Below are 18,971 nucleotides of genomic sequence, written 5' to 3'. Positions count from 1 at the left end.
GGTTGCGAGACGCTAGCCTGTTGACAGGGAATTCACAGTCCGGGGGGACGGCATGGCATCACGGTCGGGGGCGACTGCCGAGTGTCGGTGACCATTTCCGCGGTGCAGGCTTCGGACCCCGCACGTCTGGCAGACGGTGCCGCGCAACTGCGCGGTGACGTCAAGCAACTCGACGAGCTGATATTCGACGAGCGGCGTGCACTGCACCAGCTCGGCGAGGCCTGGGAAGGTACCGCCGCCGACGCCGCGAAGGCCAAGGGCGACGCCCTGGTTCAGCAACACGAGGCGCTGAAGTCCCGGCTCACGTCCATGCAGTCGACGCTGGAGTCGGCCGGCACCAGCCTGACTACACTGCGCGGCACGATCACCGGGATGGTGCAGCAGGTCTTCGCGCTCGGTGGCACGGTCAGCGACGACGGCACCGCCACCTCGACCGGCGCGGGCCAGACGTTCACCCCCGAACTCGCCGCGGCGTACACCTCGATTCTCAAGAGCCTGCTGCAGCAGTTCAGCGCCGTCGACGAAGCCACGGCCGCCGCCATCGATTCGGCTGGTACCGGCAGGAACAACATCGTCGGTGAGCCGCCGGCCGCGCCCCTGGACCGCGAGCTCGACAGTCTCAAACCGCCCGACGGCGCCACAGACACCGAGGTCAACCAGTGGTGGGACGGGCTGAGCAAGGAAGAGCGGGACCGCATCATCGCCGAGCGGCCCGACTGGATCGGCAATCTCGACGGTGTGCCCGGCTCTGCGCGGGATCTGGCCAATCGCAACCGGTTGGCGAAACTGCGCAATGACCCCAACCTGACCGAAGAGGAGAAGGGCACCCTCGCCGCGATCGACGACGCCCTCTCCAAGCCGGACCGCCAGCTACTGGTGGTGGACTTCGACGGCGAGCACCCGAAAGTGGCTGTCGCGCTGGGCAATGTCGATACCGCCAAGCACGTCAGCGTGTACGTGCCGGGCACCGGGTCGGTGACGTACGACAAGAAGAACGCGGGCAACGACCTGCCGACCTACATCGAGCAGTCCGAGTGGCTCAAGCGCGACACCGAGAACGTCCTCAGAGATGCCGGCAAGGGCGACGAGACCGTGGCCACCGTCGCCTGGCTGGGCTACGAACCGCCGGAGGACGTCGGGCAGGCTGCCAGCGCGCACTACGCCGACGACAACGCGCCGAAGCTGGCGTCGTTCATCAACGGCCTGGACAGCTCGCGCGACACCGACCCGCATCTGACGGTGCTCGGCCATTCGTACGGTTCGACGCTGGCCAGCGAGGCCCTGCAGCGCGGGACGGCCGCCGACGACGCCGTGTTCATGGGCTCACCGGGCCTGGAGACCAACCCGCTGCAGTTCCTGCACCACACCACCCCGTCGGACCTGCATCTGTCGCAGGGCCACGTGTTCGTCGAACATGCCAAGAACGACGTCGTGGCCGACCTCGGCCGCTTCGGCGTGACGATCCCGTCGAACCTGCCCGGCCTCATCGACCTGTCAACCAACGCCGAGACCACGCCGTTGGGGCAACGCGCCGAATCGACGGGCCACAGCAAGTACTCGTTCATCGGCACCACGGCGCTCTACAACCAGGCCGTCGTGGTGGCAGGTCTAGGACAAGATGACCACTACGTGAAGCGGGAGGATTGATGTGGCGTTCGGTGATCACCGTGCTGCTGGCGTTCGCATTGAGTGGGTGCGGTCCGATGTTTGAGTCCGGCTATCAGGGTGGCCCCGTCGAGGGCGATTACGGCTACGGCACTCCTCAGGAGCTCGGCACGCTACTGGCCCGCCGCGACGCGGAAGACGTCATCGCCGACCGCGACCGCATGATGACCGAGATCGCCGACGCTCTCGCCGCCATCGTGCCGGGGGGCCAGTGGCTGCCCGACGACAAACCCGGCTCCACAGGCTGCGGCGACTTCGGATCGACCAAGGGCAACATCTACTTCAGTCCGCACTACACATCGAAAGTGCCTGTGCCCGCCGCGCTCTGGAACCGGGCCACGCAGGCCATCATCGACATCGCGGCCAGATACGGCTACACCAATGTGACCGGCGGCCCGGGAGACGTCACGGACGACGAGCACAAAGGACTGGTCATCACCGACGCCGACGGCGGCCGCTTCACGTTCGGGTCGGCCAAGGCCTCGTCGATGTACGTCGGCACCGGCTGCTACCTCACCGCCGAGGACAAGCGCAAGGCCCGCGAAGCCGCCCCGAAGTAGTCAGTTCTCGTGCAGCTCCGGGTCGGACTCGAGGTGCGTCAGCCCGTTCCAGCACAGGTTGACCACGTGCGCGGCGACCACTTCCTTCTTGGGCTGCCGCACATCCAGCCACCACTGGGCCGTCATCGACACCGAACCGACCAGCGCCTGCGCGTACAGCGGCGCCAGTTCCGGATCGAGCCCCCGCCGGGAGAAGTCACCGGCCAGGATCGACGACACCTGGTTGACGGCGTCATTGAGCAGCGTCGCGTAGGTGCCGGCCGTGATGGTGGCGGGCGAGTCGCGGATCAGGATCCGGAAGCCGTCGGTGTGCTCCTCGACGTAGGTCAACAGCGCCAGCGCCACCCGCTCGACGCGCACCCGCGACCGGTTGTTGGTCAGTGACGACGTGATGCCGTCGAGCAGCGCGGACATCTCACGGTCGACGACGACGGCGTAGAGGCCTTCCTTACCACCGAAATGCTCGTAGACGACAGGCTTGGAGACGTTGGCGCGCTGCGCGATCTCCTCGATGGACGTGCCGTCGTAGCCGCGTTCGGCGAAAAGCGACTTGGCGATCTCGATGAGCTGCTGACGGCGTTCACTGCCGGTCATGCGCGCACGAGGGCTGCGCGCTCCGTTCTCCGCCGCTGCCATGGTCGCCAGCCTATCCGCTTGCATTAGAGTCTCTGGCGAGTAATCCGTCGTGGTGTAATCGGCAGCACCTCTGATTTTGGTTCAGATAGTTCAGGTTCGAGTCCTGGCGACGGAGCAAGTTCAAAGCGCGATGCGGCGTAGAGAGAGGCGTACGTGACTCGAGGCGAAGCCGCTGTCATCGTCCTGGCAGCTGGGTCGGGCACCCGGATGCGCTCCGACATCCCGAAGGTCCTGCATACGCTGGCCGGCCGCAGCATGCTGGCGCACGCGCTGCATGCCGTGGCCAAGGTCAACCCGGCACACCTGGTCGTGGTGGTCGGTAAGGAGCGCGAGCGCGTCACCGCCCATGTGCACGAGATCGCGGGCGGCCTCGGGCGCAGCGTCACCGTCGCCATCCAGGACCAACAGCTCGGCACCGGGCACGCCGTCAGCTGCGGGCTGTCCGCACTGCCCGACGACTTCGCCGGCACCGTCGTCGTCACCGCGGGTGATGTGCCGCTGCTCGGCGCCGACACCCTTGCCGACCTCGTCGACACCCACGCCGCCGCCACCGCGGCCGCCACGGTGCTGACCACGACCGTCACCAACCCGACGGGCTACGGCCGCATCCTGCGCACGCAGGACCACGAGGTGATCGGCATCGTCGAGCAAGCCGACGCCACCGAATCCCAGCGCGCCATCCGCGAGGTGAACTCCGGGGTGTACGCGTTCGACGCGGCAGCCCTGCGGTCGGCGCTGAGCCGGCTGCGCTCGGACAACGCCCAGCAGGAGCTCTACCTCACCGACGCCATCGCGATCGTGCGTGGCGACGGCCAGATCGTCCGGGCCCACCACGTCGACGACAGCGCACAGGTCTCCGGTGTCAACGACCGCGTGCAACTGTCCGAGGTGGCCGCCGAGCTGAACCGCCGCATCATCGCCGGGCATCAGCGCGCCGGCGTCACGATCATCGACCCGGCCACCACCTGGATCGACGTCGACGTGAGCATCGGCCGCGACACCGTCGTCAAGCAGTGCACCCAGCTGCTGGGCGCCACCGACGTCGGCGCGAACTGCGTCATCGGCCCCGACACCACACTGACCGACATGGAGGTCGGTGACGGCGCCGAGGTGATCCGCACCCACGGGCAGCTGGCCGTCATCGGCGCCGGCGCCACCGTCGGGCCGTTCACCTACCTGCGGCCCGGCACCGAGCTGGGCGCCGACGGCAAGCTGGGCGCGTTCGTCGAGGTCAAGAACTCGAAGATCGGCACCGGCACCAAGGTGCCGCACCTGACCTACGTCGGGGATGCCGACATCGGCGAGTACAGCAACATCGGCGCGTCCAGCGTCTTCGTCAACTACGACGGTGAGAACAAGAACCGCACCACCATCGGTTCCCACGTGCGCACCGGCTCGGACACGATGTTCGTCGCACCGGTGACCGTCGGCGACGGCGCCTACACCGGCGCCGGCACCGTGGTCCGCGAGGACGTACCCCCTGGTGCGCTGGCCGTTTCGAAGGGCGAACAGCGCAATATCGAGGGCTGGGTCGAACGGAAGCGACCCGAGTCGAAGGCCGCCGAAGCCGCGAGGAAAGCACGCGGCGAGGCCTGATCCCGACATCTGATGTTGGTATACCGGTAACCCGGCAACGGGACAGGGTTACCGGTAAGTACGATTACGACGTATCGAGCCCCCACCGCGAAAGCAGCACACAGTGGCCACGGACTGGACCGACAACCGCAAAAATCTGATGCTCTTCTCGGGGCGCGCGCACCCCGAACTGGCCGAACAGGTGGCCAAAGAGCTCGGCGTCGAGGTCACCCCGCAGACATCCCGGGACTTCGCGAACGGCGAGATCTTCGTCCGTTTCGACGAGTCGGTGCGCGGCAGTGACGCCTTCGTGCTGCAGAGCCACCCCGCGCCGCTGAACCACTGGTTGATGGAACAGCTCATCATGATCGACGCGCTCAAGCGCGGGTCGGCCAAGCGGATCACCGCGATCCTGCCGTTCTACCCGTACGCGCGCCAGGACAAGAAGCACCGCGGCCGCGAGCCCATCTCGGCCCGCCTGGTCGCCGACCTGCTCAAGACCGCCGGCGCGGACCGCATCGTCTCGGTCGACCTGCACACCGACCAGATTCAGGGCTTCTTCGACGGTCCGGTCGACCACATGCGCGGGCAGTCGCTGCTTTGCGGCTACATCGGTGACAAGTACGGCGACTCCGACCTCGTCGTCGTCTCCCCCGACTCCGGTCGCGTGCGCGTCGCCGAGAAGTGGGCCGACTCCCTGGGCGGCGTGCCGCTGGCCTTCATCCACAAGACCCGCGACCCGCTGGTCCCCAACCAGGTCAAGGCCAACCGCGTCGTCGGTGAGGTCAAGGGCAAGACCTGCATCCTGACCGACGACATGATCGACACCGGTGGCACCATCGCCGGCGCCGTCAAACTGCTACGCGAAGACGGTGCCAAGGACGTCATCATCGCCGCCACCCACGGCGTGCTGTCCGACCCCGCGGCCCAGCGCCTCGCCGACTGCGGCGCCCGCGAGGTCATCGTCACCAACACGCTGCCCATCACGCCGGACAAGCAGTTCCCGGCACTGACCGTGCTGTCGATCGCGCCGCTGGTGGCCGCGACCATCCGCGCGGTGTTCGAAAACGGCTCGGTCACCGGCCTTTTCGACGGTTCTGCGTAATGTCGCGGATTTACCACAACCCGAAATGCTCGACCTCCCGCAAGACGCTGGATCTGTTGCGGGAGAACGGCATCGAGCCCGAGGTCGTGCAGTACCTGAAGACGCCGCCGACCCGGGCCGAGCTCGCGGCGATGATCAAGGCTGCGGGTATCGACGTCCGGACCGCGGTGCGTAAGCGCGAGGCCCTCTACACCGAACTCAATCTGGCCGAGGCCACCGACGAGCAGCTGCTCGACGCCATGGCCGAACACCCGATCCTGATCGAGCGACCGTTCGTCGTCACCGACAAGGGCACTCGGCTGGCCCGCCCGATCGACGCGGTCCGCGAGATTCTGTGATCCCGCAGCGGATCGTCGGTGCGTTGCTGTCCGTTGCGACCGCCCTGACCCTCGCCGCATGCGACGCGAAAACGCCTGACTACAAGTCGATCTGGTCGACGACGCCGACCACCAGCACGACGCCGGTGGACAAGGCCAGCCTGATCCCGTTCCCCGATTACCTGAACAAGCTCGGCGTGCAGAGCAAGCAGGTCGTCCCCGATCAGCTCACCGATCTCAAGGTGACACTGCCACGGCCGCAGGGCTGGACGGGCTACAAGAACCTCAACTACTCGCCCGGCACCGTGACGATCGCCAAGAACGACACCTATCCCCTGGCGATGCTGATGGTGTTCCAGCTGTCCGGTGACTTCGACGTCAAGGACGCCCTCAAACACTCCGACGCCGACGCGCTGCTGTCCGAGAACTTCAAGAAGCTCTACAGCTCGACCGAGGACTTCCAGGGTTATCCGTCGGCGATGATCGAGGGCAGCTACGACCTGCACAACCGCCGGATGCAGTCGTACAACCGCATCGTCATCGCGCAGCCGTCGCCGCCGCGACCGGGGATCCACTACCTGATCCAGCTGACCGTCACGACGTACGCCGAGCAGGCCAAGGAGCAGGCGGGCGACATCGAGGCGATCATCAAGGGCTTCTCGGTCGGACCCAAGTAGCGGCTCCGCACTAAGCTCGCCGTCATGAGCGAATGGACCGCCGCCGACCTTCCTTCCTTCGCCGGCCGCACCGTCATCGTCACCGGCGCCAACAGTGGCCTCGGCGAGATCACCGCCCGTGAACTGGCCCGTGTGGGCGCCAAGGTCATCCTCGCCTGCCGCAACACCGCCAAGGGCGACGCCGCGGCCGCGGGCATGACGGGCGACGTCGAGGTTCGGCCCCTGGATCTGCAGAGCCTGGCCTCGGTGCGGAAGTTCGCCGCCGGTGTCGACAAGGTCGACGTCCTGATCAACAACGCAGGCATCATGGCGGTGCCCTTCGCGGTGACCGAGGACGGTTTCGAGAGCCAGATCGGCACCAACCACCTCGGCCATTTCGCCCTGACCAATCTGCTGCTGCCCAAGATCACCGACCGCGTCGTCACGGTCTCGTCCGAGCTGCACCTGCTGGGCTACATCAGCCTCAAGGACCTGAACTGGAAGTCGCGGCCGTACTCGGCCTGGCTGGCGTACGGCCAGTCGAAGCTGGCGAACCTGCTGTTCACCAAGGACCTGCAGCGCCGGCTGTCGGTGGCCGGCTCTCCCGTGCGGGCGCTGACCGCGCACCCGGGCTACTCGGCCACCAACCTGCAGGGCCACACCGGCAACGAGTTCGGCGACAAGTTCTGGCTCGCCGCCAACAAGATCGCCACCCCCGCCGCCTTCGGCGCCCGCCAGACGCTGTTCGCGGCGTCGCAGGACCTGCCGGGCAACACGTTCGTCGGCCCGAAATTCGGCTTCCGCGGGCCGACCGGCCCCACCCAGCTGATCAAGCCGGCAGCCCGCTCGGCGCGCACCGCGACCGCACTGTGGGACCTGTCTGCCCAGCTCACTACCACTGAATTTCCGCTGTAAGGGGCGTTTCCGCTAGTCTTGCTGACGATCACGGCGAGGGTCGGTCTGTTTTCAGGCCACCGTTATCGACGGGAACTACAGCACTGACGTGCTTCAGCCCTGGCCGTGCCACCCAGTAGATACGGCATCAGGAGCAATTCACATGGCCAAGAACGCGGCCCCCACCTCGAACAATCTGACCGCTGCGGTCCGCACCCGGACCGGCAAGGGCGCCTCGCGTCTGGCCCGTCGCGAAGGCCGCGTGCCCGTCGTACTGTACGGCCACGGCACCGACCCCCAGCACCTCGAGATCAACGCCCGCGAGTTCGCCGCCGTCCTGCGTAACTCGGGCACCAACGCGGTGCTCACCCTGGACATCGCCGGCAAGGAGCAGCTCGCGCTGACCAAGCAGGTCGTCGTCCACCCGATCAAGCGCAACATCGAGCACGCCGACCTGATCGTCGTGAAGCGTGGCGAGAAGGTCACCGTCGATGTGAACGTCCTCGTCGAGGGCGACGCCGCCCCCGGCACCCTGGTCACCCAGGACGCCAACACCATCCAGATCGAGGCCGAGGCGCTGTCGATCCCCGAGTCGCTGACCGTTTCGGTCGAGGGCGTCGAGGCCGGCACCCAGATCCTGGCCGGCCAGGTCGAGCTGCCCAAGGGCGTCACCCTGGTGACCGACGCCGAGACGCTGGTCGTCAACGTCGTCACCGCGCCGACCGCTGAGGACCTGGACGCCGAGGGCGCCGGCGAGGAAGAGGCCGCTTCGGGCGAAGAGGCCGCAGCCGAGGGCGAGGCGGCCGAAGAGGCCGCTGCCGAGTCGGAGTAGTCCGCTTTGGCCGAGCCACTGCTGGTGGTCGGCCTGGGCAATCCTGGGCCGCGCTACGAAACAACGCGGCACAACGTTGGATTTCTGGTTGCCGACATCCTGGCCGAGCGCATCGGCTCAGGATTCAAGGTGCACAAGAAATCCGGAGCTGAGGTCACCACGGGCCGGCTGGGAGGCCGGTCCGTGGTGCTCGCCAAGCCGCGCACCTACATGAACGAATCCGGTAGGCACGTGGGGCCTTTGGCGAAGTTCTATTCGGTCGCACCGGCTGACGTCGTGGTGCTCCACGACGAGCTGGACATCGACTTCGGCCGTATCCGGCTCAAGTTCGGCGGCGGCGAGGGCGGCCACAACGGCCTGCGCTCGATCGCTTCCGCCTTGGGCACCAAGGACTTTCAGCGGGTCCGCATCGGCGTCGGCCGCCCGCCGGGACGGCAGGACCCGGCCGCGTTCGTGCTGGAGAACTTCAATTCGAGGGAACGGCCCGAGTTGGGCACCATCCTCGAACAAGCCGCCGACGCAACGGAATTGCTGCTGCAGCACGGCGTCGAGGCGGCACAGAACACCGTCCACGCCTGGTAGCCGTCCGCGGCGTGAAACCACGAAAGCCCCCAAATTCCACCGAATTTGGGGGCTTTCGCGATTCTCGCAGGAAGATTATCCGCAGATGTGTTGCCGGTCAACGGCATCGGTGTAGCAGTTACGGCGGCCCTGCGCGCCCACGCGCGAGCTCTGGGTGGTGTCCTGGGTACGGATGCCCGGGGTCGCCTTGATCGCCACGCTGCCGTTCGTCTCGCATGTCGACGTGCTGCCGGAGTCCTGACAGGTCGGGCGGGCACCTGCGACGGGCGCCATGATGCCGCTGACCGAGGCCAGGCCCACCAGCAGAGCTGCCATCGTGCGCTTGCCTTGATGAGTCATGTCACCTTCTCATTTCCGGGGAAGGCCTTCTGTCCCTCAGCCTGCCTTCTGTCCCCGCATGTTAGTTCGACTATATGTTTCAGCCATGTGACCGTGCCATGAACTCATGGCAAACTCACATGTCTGCGAGCAGCCGAAATGCGGTGACCTGGCGGTCTGAGAATTGACGGTGAGCAAGGTCACCGGATGGCCGAGGAACTTTCCCAGGCAACGGAATTCGTGACGACCGCTGCGCGCGTGCCTCAGTTCACGGGCACGACGAGGCCAGCGTGGGTGAGTCCGCAGCAAGAGGAGTGTTGTTGGCCTCCGCCCGGTTGAAAGCGTCGCGGCGGGCGTCATCGATCGTCGACCCCGCGCCGCCGGACACGACACCGCTCGCAGGGGCATGCACGTTGACGATGCACAACCGGTCGTTGGTGACCTCATCGCTGGTGCACTGGTCGGCGCCGGCCCGGTTACAGGCCGCAATCACCGCCACAGAGGCCGCGTGGACGTCAGGCCCGGTCGCGGTGAAGCCGACGACGGTGCCGCCGCGAACGCCGGAACCGACCGCGGCGGCAATGTTGTTCGGCTTCCCGATCACGCCCGCTGAACCGTCAGCGCACGCGGGCACCGCGGCGATGGCGCTCACGCCGAGCACCGCCGCCAGGGCAGCCACCACACGCCTCATGAATCCGCCGGTCCTCTCGTCCGTACTTGGCGAGATTACCCGGGGTTCACAGCTTTCGCTCAGCGTAGCGAGCGATCACCACCGCACGAAAAGCGTAAAAACCCCTGATTTCCAAGGAAATCAGGGGTTCTCACGTCTTCACAAAGTTATCCGGTGACGAGTTCCACCGAGTTGGCGCGACGGAGCTTGCCGGACGGGGTCTTGGGGATGGTGCCGGGGCCCAGCACGACGACGTTGCGCGGCCGCACGTCGACCTCGGTCACGACCTCGTGCGCCACCTGATGCTCGATCCGGCGCACTTCCACCGGGTCCTGCCAGGCGTTGGATTCGACTGCGACAGCGAACGTCTCGCGCGAATGGCCGGCGTCGAGGCGCACCGCGACGGCGCAGCCCGGGCGCACGCCCTCGACACGACCCGCGGCCCGCTCGATGTCGGTCGGGTAGATGTTGCGGCCCGCCATGATGATGACGTCCTTCACGCGGCCACACACCACGACGTTCTGCTCCTCGGTGATGTATCCGAGGTCACCGGTGTCGTACCAACCGTTCTCGTCCTGCGTCGGCAGGAAGCCGGCCATCGTGATGTAGCCAGGGGTCACCGATTCACCACGCAGCTGGATGACGCCGACACCGCGCTCGGGCAGGACGTTGCCGTCCTCGTCGACGACGCGGGCCTCGAGGTCGCGCAGCAGCGGGCCCAGCGAGGCCAGGCGACGGGTGTTGCCCTTCGAGGCGGGCACGGCGCGACGCAGCGCGGCCAGCAGGTCGGCGTCGACCTCGTCGACGACGAGGCCGGCGTTGCACGGCGAGAACGACACGGCGAGGCAGGTCTCGGCCATGCCGTAGGCCGGCAGGATGGCCGAGGCCGTCAGCCCGAACGGCTTACCGGCGTCGATGAGGTCCTCGACGTCAGCGGGGTCGACGGGCTCGGCGCCGGACAGCGCGAACCGCAGGGTGGAGAGGTCGTATTCGCCCGGCTTGGCCTGGCGGCGCAGCCGCTTGGCGAACAGCGCGTAGGCGAAGTTCGGGGCCGCCGTCATGGTGCCCTTGTACTTGTCGATGAGCTTGGCCCACAGCAGGGTGTCGCGCAGGAAGTCCATCGGCGTGACCTTGACCAGCTCGGCGCCGAAGTACATCGGGATGGTGAGGAAGCCGACCATGCCCATGTCGTGGAAGCACGGCAACCAACTGACCATGACGTCCTTGTCGACGTCGTACTCGGCGCCGATGAACATGGCCTCGGCGTTGGAGTAGATGTTGCGGTGCGTGATCTGCACGGCCTTGGGCGATCCGGTCGAACCCGAGGTCAGCTGCATCAGCGCGAGGTCGTCCTCGCCGGTCTCGACGGGGTCGATGGGCTCGGCGGCGAGCAGGTCGCCGACCTTGAGGACCTGCAGGCCCTTCTCCTCCAGCACGGGGATGGCGACCAGGAACGGCTCGGAGACGACGACGGCCTTGGCCTCGATCATGCCGATGACGTTCATGGTGTCCTCGGCCCAGACGGCCAGGTCGGTACGGGGCGTCGGCTGGTGCAGCATGGTGAGGCTGCCGCCGCGCATCCAGATGCCCTGCACGGTCGGGGCGATCTCGACCGGGAAACCGGCCAGCACACCGATCTTGTCGCCGGGGCCGATGCCCGCGGCGGCCAGGCCGCCGGCGACGCGGCGCGCCCGCTCGTGGACCTCACCCCAGGTGTGGCGCACTGGCTCGTGCGGCTCACCGGTGACCATGCCCCGCTGCGATGTACGAGCGTTGTAGTACATCTTGTCGGTAAATCGGCTCACGACAACCTCCTGAGGTCAGGCGCCACTGCCCGTCGTTCCATAGTCCGTCCGGTGCCAGGCGCACATGTAGAGGCGCGCACGCACAATTCGGCCGCGGTTATATCTCGAATCGATGGCTGCACTGCCATGACTCCGGCGCTGCGCATCCGCTCACCGACACCGCCGGTGAGAGAAACCATTGCGTTCCACGCCTGGCCGCTGGCATACACCATCGATCATCTTAAGAGACTCTTAAGTAGCTAACAAACTGTTGGCCGAATTGAGTGCTGGGTCACACCCGGATCAGGCCTGCTTGCTGGGCGCCGGTACCACCCTGGCGCCGTGCACCGGGCCGCTGGCGACACGTACCGTCCGGCACACCCCGGCGCCGGAAAGCTGGGTACCGACCTCGACGGCGTCCTCGGCGGAAGCACACAGGAACGCGCACGTCGGCCCGGAACCGGACACGATGCCCGCCAGCGCCCCGGCTTCGACCCCGGCCCGCAGGGTGCGGCGCAGACCGGTGTCCAGACTGACCGCCGCGGCCTGGAGGTCATTGCCCAGCAATGGCGCCAGCTCGCGCGGATCACCGGAGGCCAACGCGGTCAGCAACGGCTCGGGATCGTCCAGCGCCGGCGGGCCGCCCGCGCGGGCGTCTTCCCGCAGGTTGTCCAGCTCGGCGAAAACCTTCGGCGTGGACAGCCCGCCCTCGGCAAATGCCAGCACCCAGTGGAAGGTGCTCCGCGCCAACACCGTGGCCAGCTGCTCGCCGCGGCCGGTGCCCAGCGCGGTGCCGCCGTGCAGCGCGAACGGCACGTCGCTGCCGAGCCGCGCGGCCAGCGCATGCAGGTCCCGCCGGGGCACGCCCAGCTCCCAGAGATTGTTCATCGCGACCAGCACGGCGGCCGCGTCGGCACTACCGCCGGCCATGCCGCCGGCCACCGGGATGGATTTCTCGATCGAGATCGCGACGTCGGGCGCGCGGCCGACGTGCTCGGCCATCAGTTCCGCGGCCCGCCAGGCGAGGTTGCGGTGGTCGGTCGGCAGGCCCTCGGCACCGGCGCCGAACATCTCCACCGACAGCAGGTCGGCGTTGCGGACGGTCACCTCGTCGAACAGCGAGACGGCGTGGAACACCGTGGTGAGCTCGTGATAGCCGTCATCGCGGCAGTCCCCGACACCGAGGTACAGATTCACCTTGCCCGGCACGCGGACGGTCACCGAGCCGGTGGGCACCCACTCAGAAGCAGTGTTTCCATCCGACGTAGACACGCCACGACAGTAACGCCCGCGGCGAGGGCCACAACACCAAGTGCTGAAAAGGCCCGCCCGCCAGCCCTAGTGGGTGGCGTCGACCTGCTGCTCAGGTTCCGGAGTGGCGGCGCGCTGCTCGCGATCCAGCTCACCCGAACGCTGCAGCAGTCGCACGAAGTCGGCGATCGCCAGGGTCTCGCCCCGACGTGCCGGATCGATGCTGGCGGCCAGCAGGCGCTCGGCCGAGGCATTGCCCGAACCCGCCCACTCGGCGAATGCGTTGCGCGACGTCTTGCGCCGCTGCGCGAACGCGATGTCGATCAGGTCGAACACCTGCGTGCGGAAGCTGTCGTCGGTCGGCCACGGCGACGTCTCGTGCCGGTCGATCCGGACCAGGCCCGAGTAGACCCGCGGGATCGGCCAGAACACCGTCGGCGAGACCATGCCGTAGCGGCGGACGTTGCCGAAGAAGCGCACCTTGGCGCTGGGGACTCCGTAGTCCTTGGTGCCCGGGTCGGCGGCGAGCCGCTCGGCGACCTCGGCCTGGACCATCACCATGACGGTGCGGATGGTCGGGAATTCCGAGAGCAGGTGCAGGATGGCCGGCACCGCGACGTTGTACGGCAGGTTGGCGACCAGCGCGGTCGGCTGCTCGTTCAGGTCGGACGGCATCAGGTCGAGCACGTCGCGGTTCACCACGGTCAGCCGGCCGATCTCGCTGTGAGAGTGCTCGGCGACGGTGGTCGGCAGCTGGCGGGCCAGCACCGGGTCGATCTCGACGGCAGTGACCTTCGCGCCCCTGTCCAGCAGCGCCAGCGTCAGCGAGCCCAGACCCGGGCCGACCTCCAGGACGTGGGACTGCCAGTTGACACCGGAGGCCGACACGATGCGGCGCACCGTGTTGGCGTCGTGCACGAAGTTCTGACCGAACGCTTTACGCGGTCGGAAATCAAGCTCTTTCGCCAGATGCCGGATTTCGGTTCGACCGAGTAGGCGGATCGTCATCGTGCCCCAATTCTCCCGCTACACACAGGCCAGGCACCCCAACCTTGGCGGGCTCGCGTCACTTCAGCAATCGCGATCTGCTCTTCACGTGTCGCAAGATCAGCTCTCGCAGCATAACGCAGACCGCCCTGTCGTTCCCAGGTGTTCTGGTCAAATTGGACTCCACCGTAAAATCCGTTGCCGGTATTGATGGCCCAGTTCCCGGTGGACTCACAACGCGCGAGGGCATCCCAGGCGGCCCCCTGGGTCACCGGCGGCACCTCGGTGCCGGGCTTCGCGCCCACGCGCAGGACGCCGTCCCGCGCCGGCGTCAGCACCTGGTTGGAGACGGGCAGGCGGCCGGTTTCGACACCGTTGACCGTGGACACAGCGAACGTGACGTTCTGGGTGCCGGGCTGACCCGGATCGTCGACGACCTTGCGGCTCATGTTGAGCGCCGGGTCCGGCACGGTGTTCATCGTCGGCGCCAAAGGCGCTTCCGTGGTGACCTGCTGCAGCCGGATGCGGGTCACGTCGATCTGCATGCCCTCGGTCACCGGGGTGGCCGCGGCGGGGACGACGGTGTCGCGCTGTTCCAGCGGCACGCCGGCCGTGGCGAGCAGTCCCGCCACATTGGCCGCGGCCAGGTGCACCTGGCGCGGCACACCACCGTCGACGATGGTCACGTTGCGGGCGCTGACCACGGGCAGCGACATGCCGCCCAGCGGCACGCGGGTGGCGCGGTCGGCGGCGACGGGCGCGGTATCGGTCATGGACAGCTGCTTGAGGGCGTCCTGCACAGTGGCGGCGGTGGTCCACACCTGGCGGGTGTTCTGGCCGTCCAGCGAGATCTCGAGCGGGCGGCTGCGGCGCAGCACGATGTTGTCGGACTCGTGCACGTCCTGGTCGGCCGCGGGGAAGAGGTCGTCGCGCTCGCCGACGGAGAAGCCGTTCTCCGTCAGGACGTCGCCGATGTGGGTCTTCATGGTCTGCACCGTCATCGGTGCGCCGTCGATGGTGAGGGTGACGGTCTTGTGGTTCGCGACGGCGAACCCTCCGGCGACGGTCAGCGTGGCGAGGAAAGCTCCCGTGACGCCGCGCAGCATCGGCGAGCGCGCATCATGCAACTTGTTCAGAACGTTCAAGGCGTCAATCCCGTGTCTTTCGGGCCCGAGGTGGCCCCGAGCAGCGGCCGCGGTGACCGCATAAAGCCACCTCGACCGGGTTGATCACAGAACGGTAACGAACAGCCCCGGGAGGCGGCAACTTGGACTAATGATACAGTCCATAGCTTTTCGAAGCATTTTCCGAGGTCACCGCGGCGATTTCGGCCGCCGAAGATTTTCTGATTTCAGCCAGCGCGCGGACCGTGTACGGCAGGCAATACGACTCATTGGGCGCGCCGCGGAACGGGTGCGGCGTCAGAAACGGCGCGTCGGTTTCGACCAGTAGCAGCTCGGCCGGAATGAGCGCGGCGGCCTCTCGCAGCGCGTGCGCATTCCGGAAGCTGACGGTGCCGGAGAGGCTCATGAGCCAGCCGTGATCAGCACAGGTGCGCGCCATCGCGGCATCCGACGAGAAGCAGTGGAAGATGACGGTCTCCGGCGCGCCCTCGGCCTTGAGGACGTCGAGGACCTCGGCGTCGCCGTCCCGATTGTGGATCATCAACGGTTTACCGACGCGCTTGGCCAGGTCGATGTGCCAGGCGAAGGCCTCGCGCTGCGTCGCCTCGTCGGCGCAGCCGTCGAGCTTGCCCGGCCAGTACATGTCGATGCCGGTCTCCCCCACCGCGACCACGCGCGGGTCGGCGGCCAGGCTCTCCAGGGTGCGTCTGGCCGCGTCGTCGAGGGCGTCGGCGCGCGTCGGGTGCAGCGCGACGGCGGCGTAGACGCGCGGATCGGCATGGGCGGCACCGACCGCCCATTCGGCGGCCTCGAGGTCGTCGGCGATGGTCACGACCTTCTCGACACCGACGGCCTCGGCGCGGTCCAGGATCACGCGGATGCTCTCGGCGTCCGTCGCGCCACACGCATCCAGGTGGGTGTGGGCGTCGATCAGGCCGGGCAGTGGTTCGGGGGCAGGCGGCTTCTCACGTTTGGCGCTCACAGCGACACCTTAGAGTTGAAGCCAAATGAGCACCGACACTTCCCCCGGCGCGAGGACGCGCACCCCCGGGGACCCTTTTTACATCACCACCGCCATCGCCTACCCGAACGGCGCACCGCACATCGGGCACGCGTATGAGTACATCGCCACCGACGCGATCGCCCGGTTCAAGCGGCTCGACGGCTTCGACGTCCGCTACCTGACCGGCACCGACGTGCACGGCCAGAAGATGGCCGAGGCCGCGGCGGCCGAGGGCATCACGGCTGCGGAGCTGGCCACGCGCAACTCCGACGTGTTCCAGGCACTGCAGGAGAAGCTCAACATCTCCTTCGACCGGTTCATCCGGACCTCCGACGCCGACCACTACGAGGCGTCCAAGGAAATCTGGCGACGGATGAACGAGGCCGGGGACATCTACCTCGGCACGTACGCCGGCTGGTACTCCATCCGCGACGAACGCTTCTTCGCCGAGGACGAGACCGAGGTGCGCGATGGCGGCCGCTTCGCCATCGAGACCGGCACGCCCGTGACGTGGACCGAGGAGCAGACCTACTTCTTCAAGCTGTCGGCCTACACCGACCGGCTGCTGGCGCACTACGAAGCGCACCCCGAGTTCATCGGGCCCGACGTGCGGCGCAACGAGATCGTCAGCTTCGTCTCGGGCGGGCTGAAGGATCTGTCGATCTCGCGCACCACGTTCGACTGGGGCGTCCCGGTGCCCGACCACCCCGAGCACGTCATGTACGTGTGGGTGGACGCGTTGACGAATTACCTGACGGGCGTGGGTTTTCCGGACACGTCTGCCGAGGCGTTCGAGAAGTACTGGCCGGCGAACCTGCACATGATCGGCAAAGACATCATCCGGTTCCACAGTGTGTACTGGCCGGCGTTCCTGATGTCGGCCGGAATCGCCCTTCCGGAACGGGTTTTCGCGCACGGCTTCATCAACGTCAAGGGCGAGAAGATGAGCAAGTCGGTGGGCAACGTCGTGGACCCCATCGCGCTGATCGACGCGTTCGGCCTGGACCAGGTGCGCTACTTCTTCCTGCGTGAGGTGTCGTTCGGTCAGGACGGCAGCTACAGCGAGGAAGCCATCATCGGCCGCATCAACGCCGACCTGGCCAACGAACTGGGCAACCTGGCACAGCGCTCGCTGTCGATGGTGAACAAGAACCTCGGCGGAATCGTCCCGGAGCCAGGCGAATTCACCGCCGCCGACCTCGAATTGCTCAAGCAGGCCGACGCACTGCTCGAGCAGGTGCGGGCGCACTACGACGTGCCGGCGATGCATCTGGCCCTGGAGGCCATCTGGCAGATGTTGGGCGCCGCCAACCGCTATTTCTCGGCCGAAGAACCGTGGGTGCTGCGCAAGTCTCCCGCTGAGTCGGACCAGACCCGTTTCGGCACAGTGCTATACACGACGCTGGAGGCGGTCCGCATCGCCGCGCTACTGGTGCAGCCGGTGATGCCGGAGTCCGGGGGGAAGCTGCTCGACCTTCTTGGGCAGGACGCCTCGGCACGGGATTTCCGTGCCCTGGGGACCAGGCTGGCACCGGGCACGGTGCTACCGACACCCGAAGGCGTATTTCCCCGCTATCAAGCGGAGACCAAGGAGTAGCGAAAAGATATGGCGCAGGACGGCTTACACGAGCGGCTGCACGACGTCTACGAGGAAGTCACCCGCCGCAACGCCGGCGAGATCGAATTCCACCAGGCCGTCTACGAGGTTCTGACGAGTCTGGGCCCGGTCGTCGACAAACACCCCGAGTACTCCGACACCGCCATCATCCGACGGCTGTTCGAGCCCGAGCGGCAGATCATCTTCCGGGTGCCGTGGATCGACGACGCGGGCGCCGAGCAGATCAACCGCGGCTTCCGCGTCGAGTTCAACTCCGCGCTGGGCCCGTTCAAGGGCGGTCTGCGGTTCCACCCGTCGGTGTACCTGGGCATCGTGAAATTCCTTGGCTTCGAGCAGATTTTCAAGAACTCGCTGACCGGCCTGCCCATCGGCGGCGGCAAGGGCGGGTCGGACTTCGACCCCAAGGGCCGCTCCAAGAACGAGGTGATGCGGTTCTGCCAGTCGTTCATGACCGAGCTGTACCGGCACATCGGTGAGTACACCGACGTCCCCGCCGGCGACATCGGCGTCGGCGGCCGCGAGATCGGCTACCTGTTCGGCCAGTACAAGCGCATCACCAACCGCTACGAGTCCGGCGTCCTGACCGGCAAGGGCCTGACGTGGGGTGGCTCGCAGGTCCGCACCGAGGCCACGGGCTACGGCACCGTGTTCTTCGTCGACGAAATCCTGCGCAGCTCAGGACAATCGTTCGACGGCAAGCAGGTCGTGGTGTCCGGGTCCGGCAACGTCGCGATCTACGCCATCGAGAAGGTGCACGCGCTCGGCGGCACCGTCATCGGCTGCTCGGACTCCAGCGGCTACATCGTGGACGAGAAGGGCGTCGACCTCGAGCTGCTGAAGGAGCTCAAGGAAGTGCGCCGCGGCCGGATCTCCGAGTACGCCGACATGCGCGGCGGCGGCGCGCGCTTCGTCGAGAACGACTCGATCTGGCAGTTGCCGTGCGACATCGCGCTGCCCTGCGCCACACAGAACGAGCTGGGCGGCGACGATGCGAAGGCGCTGATCGAGTCCGGCTGTCAGGTCGTCGCCGAGGGCGCCAACATGCCGTGCACGCCGGAGGCGGTGAAGCTGTTCGCCGACGCCAAGGTCGCGTTCGCGCCCGGCAAGGCCGCCAACGCCGGCGGCGTCGCCACCAGCGCGCTGGAGATGCAGCAGAACGCGTCGCGCGACTCGTGGACGTTCGAGGAGACCGAGCAGCGGCTGGCCGAGATCATGGGCCGCATCCACGACCGCTGCCTGAGTACCGCCGACGAGTACGGCCAGCCGGGCAACTACATGGCCGGCGCCAATATCGCCGGGTTCATCCGGGTCGCCGACGCGATGTCGGCCCTCGGAGTCGTCTGACGCTTTAATGTGAGCCGCGTCACACAGTGTCACGTTTTCGGCGCCGCCGG

At 67.2% G+C, this 18,971-nt stretch carries 19 protein-coding genes and 1 tRNA gene; 12 read left to right on the top strand and 8 right to left on the bottom strand.

From position 1 onward, the window contains the following. Positions 1-87: 87 nt before the first annotated feature. Together ACZ5IQ_RS04595 and ACZ5IQ_RS04590 are read left to right on the top strand one after the other, a co-directional pair. Positions 88-1,647 carry an alpha/beta hydrolase gene (locus ACZ5IQ_RS04595; protein WP_406802048.1) on the top strand — a complete coding sequence of 520 codons (1,560 nt, stop codon included), beginning with the start codon at positions 88-90 and terminating at the stop codon, positions 1,645-1,647. Further along, on the top strand, positions 1,647-2,225 hold the full coding sequence (locus ACZ5IQ_RS04590) for an LppA family lipoprotein (protein ID WP_406802049.1): 579 nt from the start codon (positions 1,647-1,649) through the stop codon (positions 2,223-2,225). Before ACZ5IQ_RS04595 ends, ACZ5IQ_RS04590 begins: the two co-directional genes overlap by 1 nt. On the opposite strand, the gene ACZ5IQ_RS04585 is transcribed toward ACZ5IQ_RS04590, so the two are convergent. Further along, on the bottom strand, positions 2,226-2,819 hold the full coding sequence (locus ACZ5IQ_RS04585) for a TetR/AcrR family transcriptional regulator (protein ID WP_064983424.1): 594 nt from the start codon (positions 2,817-2,819) through the stop codon (positions 2,226-2,228). 85 nt (positions 2,820-2,904) lie between these two features. Here ACZ5IQ_RS04585 and ACZ5IQ_RS04580 point away from each other — a divergent pair. The 8 genes from ACZ5IQ_RS04580 (at position 2,905) to pth (ending at position 8,822) form a co-directional block, all read left to right on the top strand. Next, a tRNA-Gln gene (locus ACZ5IQ_RS04580) sits at positions 2,905-2,976 on the top strand. Between the two features lie 38 nt (positions 2,977-3,014). After that, the gene (glmU, locus tag ACZ5IQ_RS04575; RefSeq protein WP_464480894.1) at positions 3,015-4,457 is read left to right on the top strand and encodes a bifunctional UDP-N-acetylglucosamine diphosphorylase/glucosamine-1-phosphate N-acetyltransferase GlmU; all 1,443 of its coding nucleotides are present in this window, start codon (positions 3,015-3,017) and stop codon (positions 4,455-4,457) included. Between the two features lie 103 nt (positions 4,458-4,560). Then, positions 4,561-5,541 (top strand): ribose-phosphate diphosphokinase, encoded by a 981-nt coding sequence (locus tag ACZ5IQ_RS04570; RefSeq protein ID WP_064859482.1) that lies wholly within the window; start codon positions 4,561-4,563, stop codon positions 5,539-5,541. Next, positions 5,541-5,879, top strand: a complete 339-nt coding sequence (gene arsC, locus ACZ5IQ_RS04565; protein ID WP_064859483.1) for an arsenate reductase (glutaredoxin) — start codon at positions 5,541-5,543, stop codon at positions 5,877-5,879. The genes ACZ5IQ_RS04570 and arsC overlap by 1 nt, the downstream gene beginning before the upstream one ends. After that, a complete protein-coding gene (locus tag ACZ5IQ_RS04560) occupies positions 5,879-6,535 on the top strand; it encodes an LpqN/LpqT family lipoprotein (protein WP_166428160.1) in 657 nt (218 codons plus the stop codon). The genes arsC and ACZ5IQ_RS04560 overlap by 1 nt, the downstream gene beginning before the upstream one ends. A 24-nt stretch (positions 6,536-6,559) precedes the next feature. After that, complete coding sequence (locus tag ACZ5IQ_RS04555) at positions 6,560-7,429, top strand: oxidoreductase (RefSeq protein WP_135355193.1); 870 nt, start codon at positions 6,560-6,562, stop codon at positions 7,427-7,429. A gap of 142 nt (positions 7,430-7,571) precedes the next feature. After that, positions 7,572-8,240, top strand: coding sequence for a 50S ribosomal protein L25/general stress protein Ctc (locus tag ACZ5IQ_RS04550; RefSeq protein ID WP_064859486.1), 669 nt, complete (start codon positions 7,572-7,574; stop codon positions 8,238-8,240). A 6-nt stretch (positions 8,241-8,246) separates the two neighbouring features. Continuing rightward, positions 8,247-8,822, top strand: coding sequence for an aminoacyl-tRNA hydrolase (pth, locus tag ACZ5IQ_RS04545; protein ID WP_064859487.1), 576 nt, complete (start codon positions 8,247-8,249; stop codon positions 8,820-8,822). A gap of 75 nt (positions 8,823-8,897) precedes the next feature. On the opposite strand, the gene ACZ5IQ_RS04540 is transcribed toward pth, so the two are convergent. From ACZ5IQ_RS04540 to ACZ5IQ_RS04510, 7 genes are all read right to left on the bottom strand, one after another. Then, positions 8,898-9,161, bottom strand: a complete 264-nt coding sequence (locus ACZ5IQ_RS04540; protein WP_110767396.1) for a hypothetical protein — start codon at positions 9,159-9,161, stop codon at positions 8,898-8,900. Positions 9,162-9,408: 247 nt separating this feature from the next. Continuing rightward, positions 9,409-9,831: a hypothetical protein gene (locus ACZ5IQ_RS04535; RefSeq protein WP_064859489.1), complete on the bottom strand. Its 423-nt coding sequence runs from the start codon at positions 9,829-9,831 to the stop codon at positions 9,409-9,411. Between the two features lie 146 nt (positions 9,832-9,977). After that, positions 9,978-11,615, bottom strand: a complete 1,638-nt coding sequence (locus ACZ5IQ_RS04530; protein ID WP_464480893.1) for a fatty acyl-AMP ligase — start codon at positions 11,613-11,615, stop codon at positions 9,978-9,980. Positions 11,616-11,897: 282 nt separating this feature from the next. Then, positions 11,898-12,866 (bottom strand): 4-(cytidine 5'-diphospho)-2-C-methyl-D-erythritol kinase, encoded by a 969-nt coding sequence (locus tag ACZ5IQ_RS04525; protein WP_226520758.1) that lies wholly within the window; start codon positions 12,864-12,866, stop codon positions 11,898-11,900. 66 nt (positions 12,867-12,932) lie between these two features. Beyond that, positions 12,933-13,853 carry a 16S rRNA (adenine(1518)-N(6)/adenine(1519)-N(6))-dimethyltransferase RsmA gene (gene rsmA / locus ACZ5IQ_RS04520; protein ID WP_464480892.1) on the bottom strand — a complete coding sequence of 307 codons (921 nt, stop codon included), beginning with the start codon at positions 13,851-13,853 and terminating at the stop codon, positions 12,933-12,935. Continuing rightward, positions 13,850-14,977 (bottom strand): transglycosylase family protein, encoded by a 1,128-nt coding sequence (locus ACZ5IQ_RS04515; RefSeq protein ID WP_464480891.1) that lies wholly within the window; start codon positions 14,975-14,977, stop codon positions 13,850-13,852. Before ACZ5IQ_RS04515 ends, rsmA begins: the two co-directional genes overlap by 4 nt. A 127-nt stretch (positions 14,978-15,104) precedes the next feature. Next, positions 15,105-15,938 carry a TatD family hydrolase gene (locus tag ACZ5IQ_RS04510; RefSeq protein ID WP_464480890.1) on the bottom strand — a complete coding sequence of 278 codons (834 nt, stop codon included), beginning with the start codon at positions 15,936-15,938 and terminating at the stop codon, positions 15,105-15,107. Positions 15,939-15,963: 25 nt separating this feature from the next. Between ACZ5IQ_RS04510 and metG the strand changes: the two genes are divergently transcribed. Beyond that, positions 15,964-17,556: a methionine--tRNA ligase gene (gene metG, locus ACZ5IQ_RS04505; protein WP_073694373.1), complete on the top strand. Its 1,593-nt coding sequence runs from the start codon at positions 15,964-15,966 to the stop codon at positions 17,554-17,556. A 9-nt stretch (positions 17,557-17,565) separates the two neighbouring features. After that, positions 17,566-18,921: an NADP-specific glutamate dehydrogenase gene (gene gdhA / locus ACZ5IQ_RS04500; RefSeq protein ID WP_064859494.1), complete on the top strand. Its 1,356-nt coding sequence runs from the start codon at positions 17,566-17,568 to the stop codon at positions 18,919-18,921. Positions 18,922-18,971: the final 50 nt, after the last annotated feature.

Source organism: Mycobacterium toneyamaense, from assembly GCF_055384815.1.
Note: the sequence above shows the minus strand (reverse complement) of the source record. Positions and strands in the feature narration are given on the sequence as shown.

Coding starts and splice junctions, on each gene's coding strand:
- ACZ5IQ_RS04590 (WP_406802049.1), top strand. CDS start 1,647: ATGTGGCGTTCGGTGATCACCGTGCTGCTGGCGTTCGCATTGAGTGGG.
- ACZ5IQ_RS04585 (WP_064983424.1), bottom strand. CDS start 2,819: ATGACCGGCAGTGAACGCCGTCAGCAGCTCATCGAGATCGCCAAGTCG.
- arsC (WP_064859483.1), top strand. CDS start 5,541: ATGTCGCGGATTTACCACAACCCGAAATGCTCGACCTCCCGCAAGACG.
- ACZ5IQ_RS04555 (WP_135355193.1), top strand. CDS start 6,560: ATGAGCGAATGGACCGCCGCCGACCTTCCTTCCTTCGCCGGCCGCACC.
- ACZ5IQ_RS04550 (WP_064859486.1), top strand. CDS start 7,572: ATGGCCAAGAACGCGGCCCCCACCTCGAACAATCTGACCGCTGCGGTC.
- ACZ5IQ_RS04540 (WP_110767396.1), bottom strand. CDS start 9,161: ATGACTCATCAAGGCAAGCGCACGATGGCAGCTCTGCTGGTGGGCCTG.
- ACZ5IQ_RS04535 (WP_064859489.1), bottom strand. CDS start 9,831: ATGAGGCGTGTGGTGGCTGCCCTGGCGGCGGTGCTCGGCGTGAGCGCC.
- rsmA (WP_464480892.1), bottom strand. CDS start 13,853: ATGACGATCCGCCTACTCGGTCGAACCGAAATCCGGCATCTGGCGAAA.
- metG (WP_073694373.1), top strand. CDS start 15,964: ATGAGCACCGACACTTCCCCCGGCGCGAGGACGCGCACCCCCGGGGAC.
- gdhA (WP_064859494.1), top strand. CDS start 17,566: ATGGCGCAGGACGGCTTACACGAGCGGCTGCACGACGTCTACGAGGAA.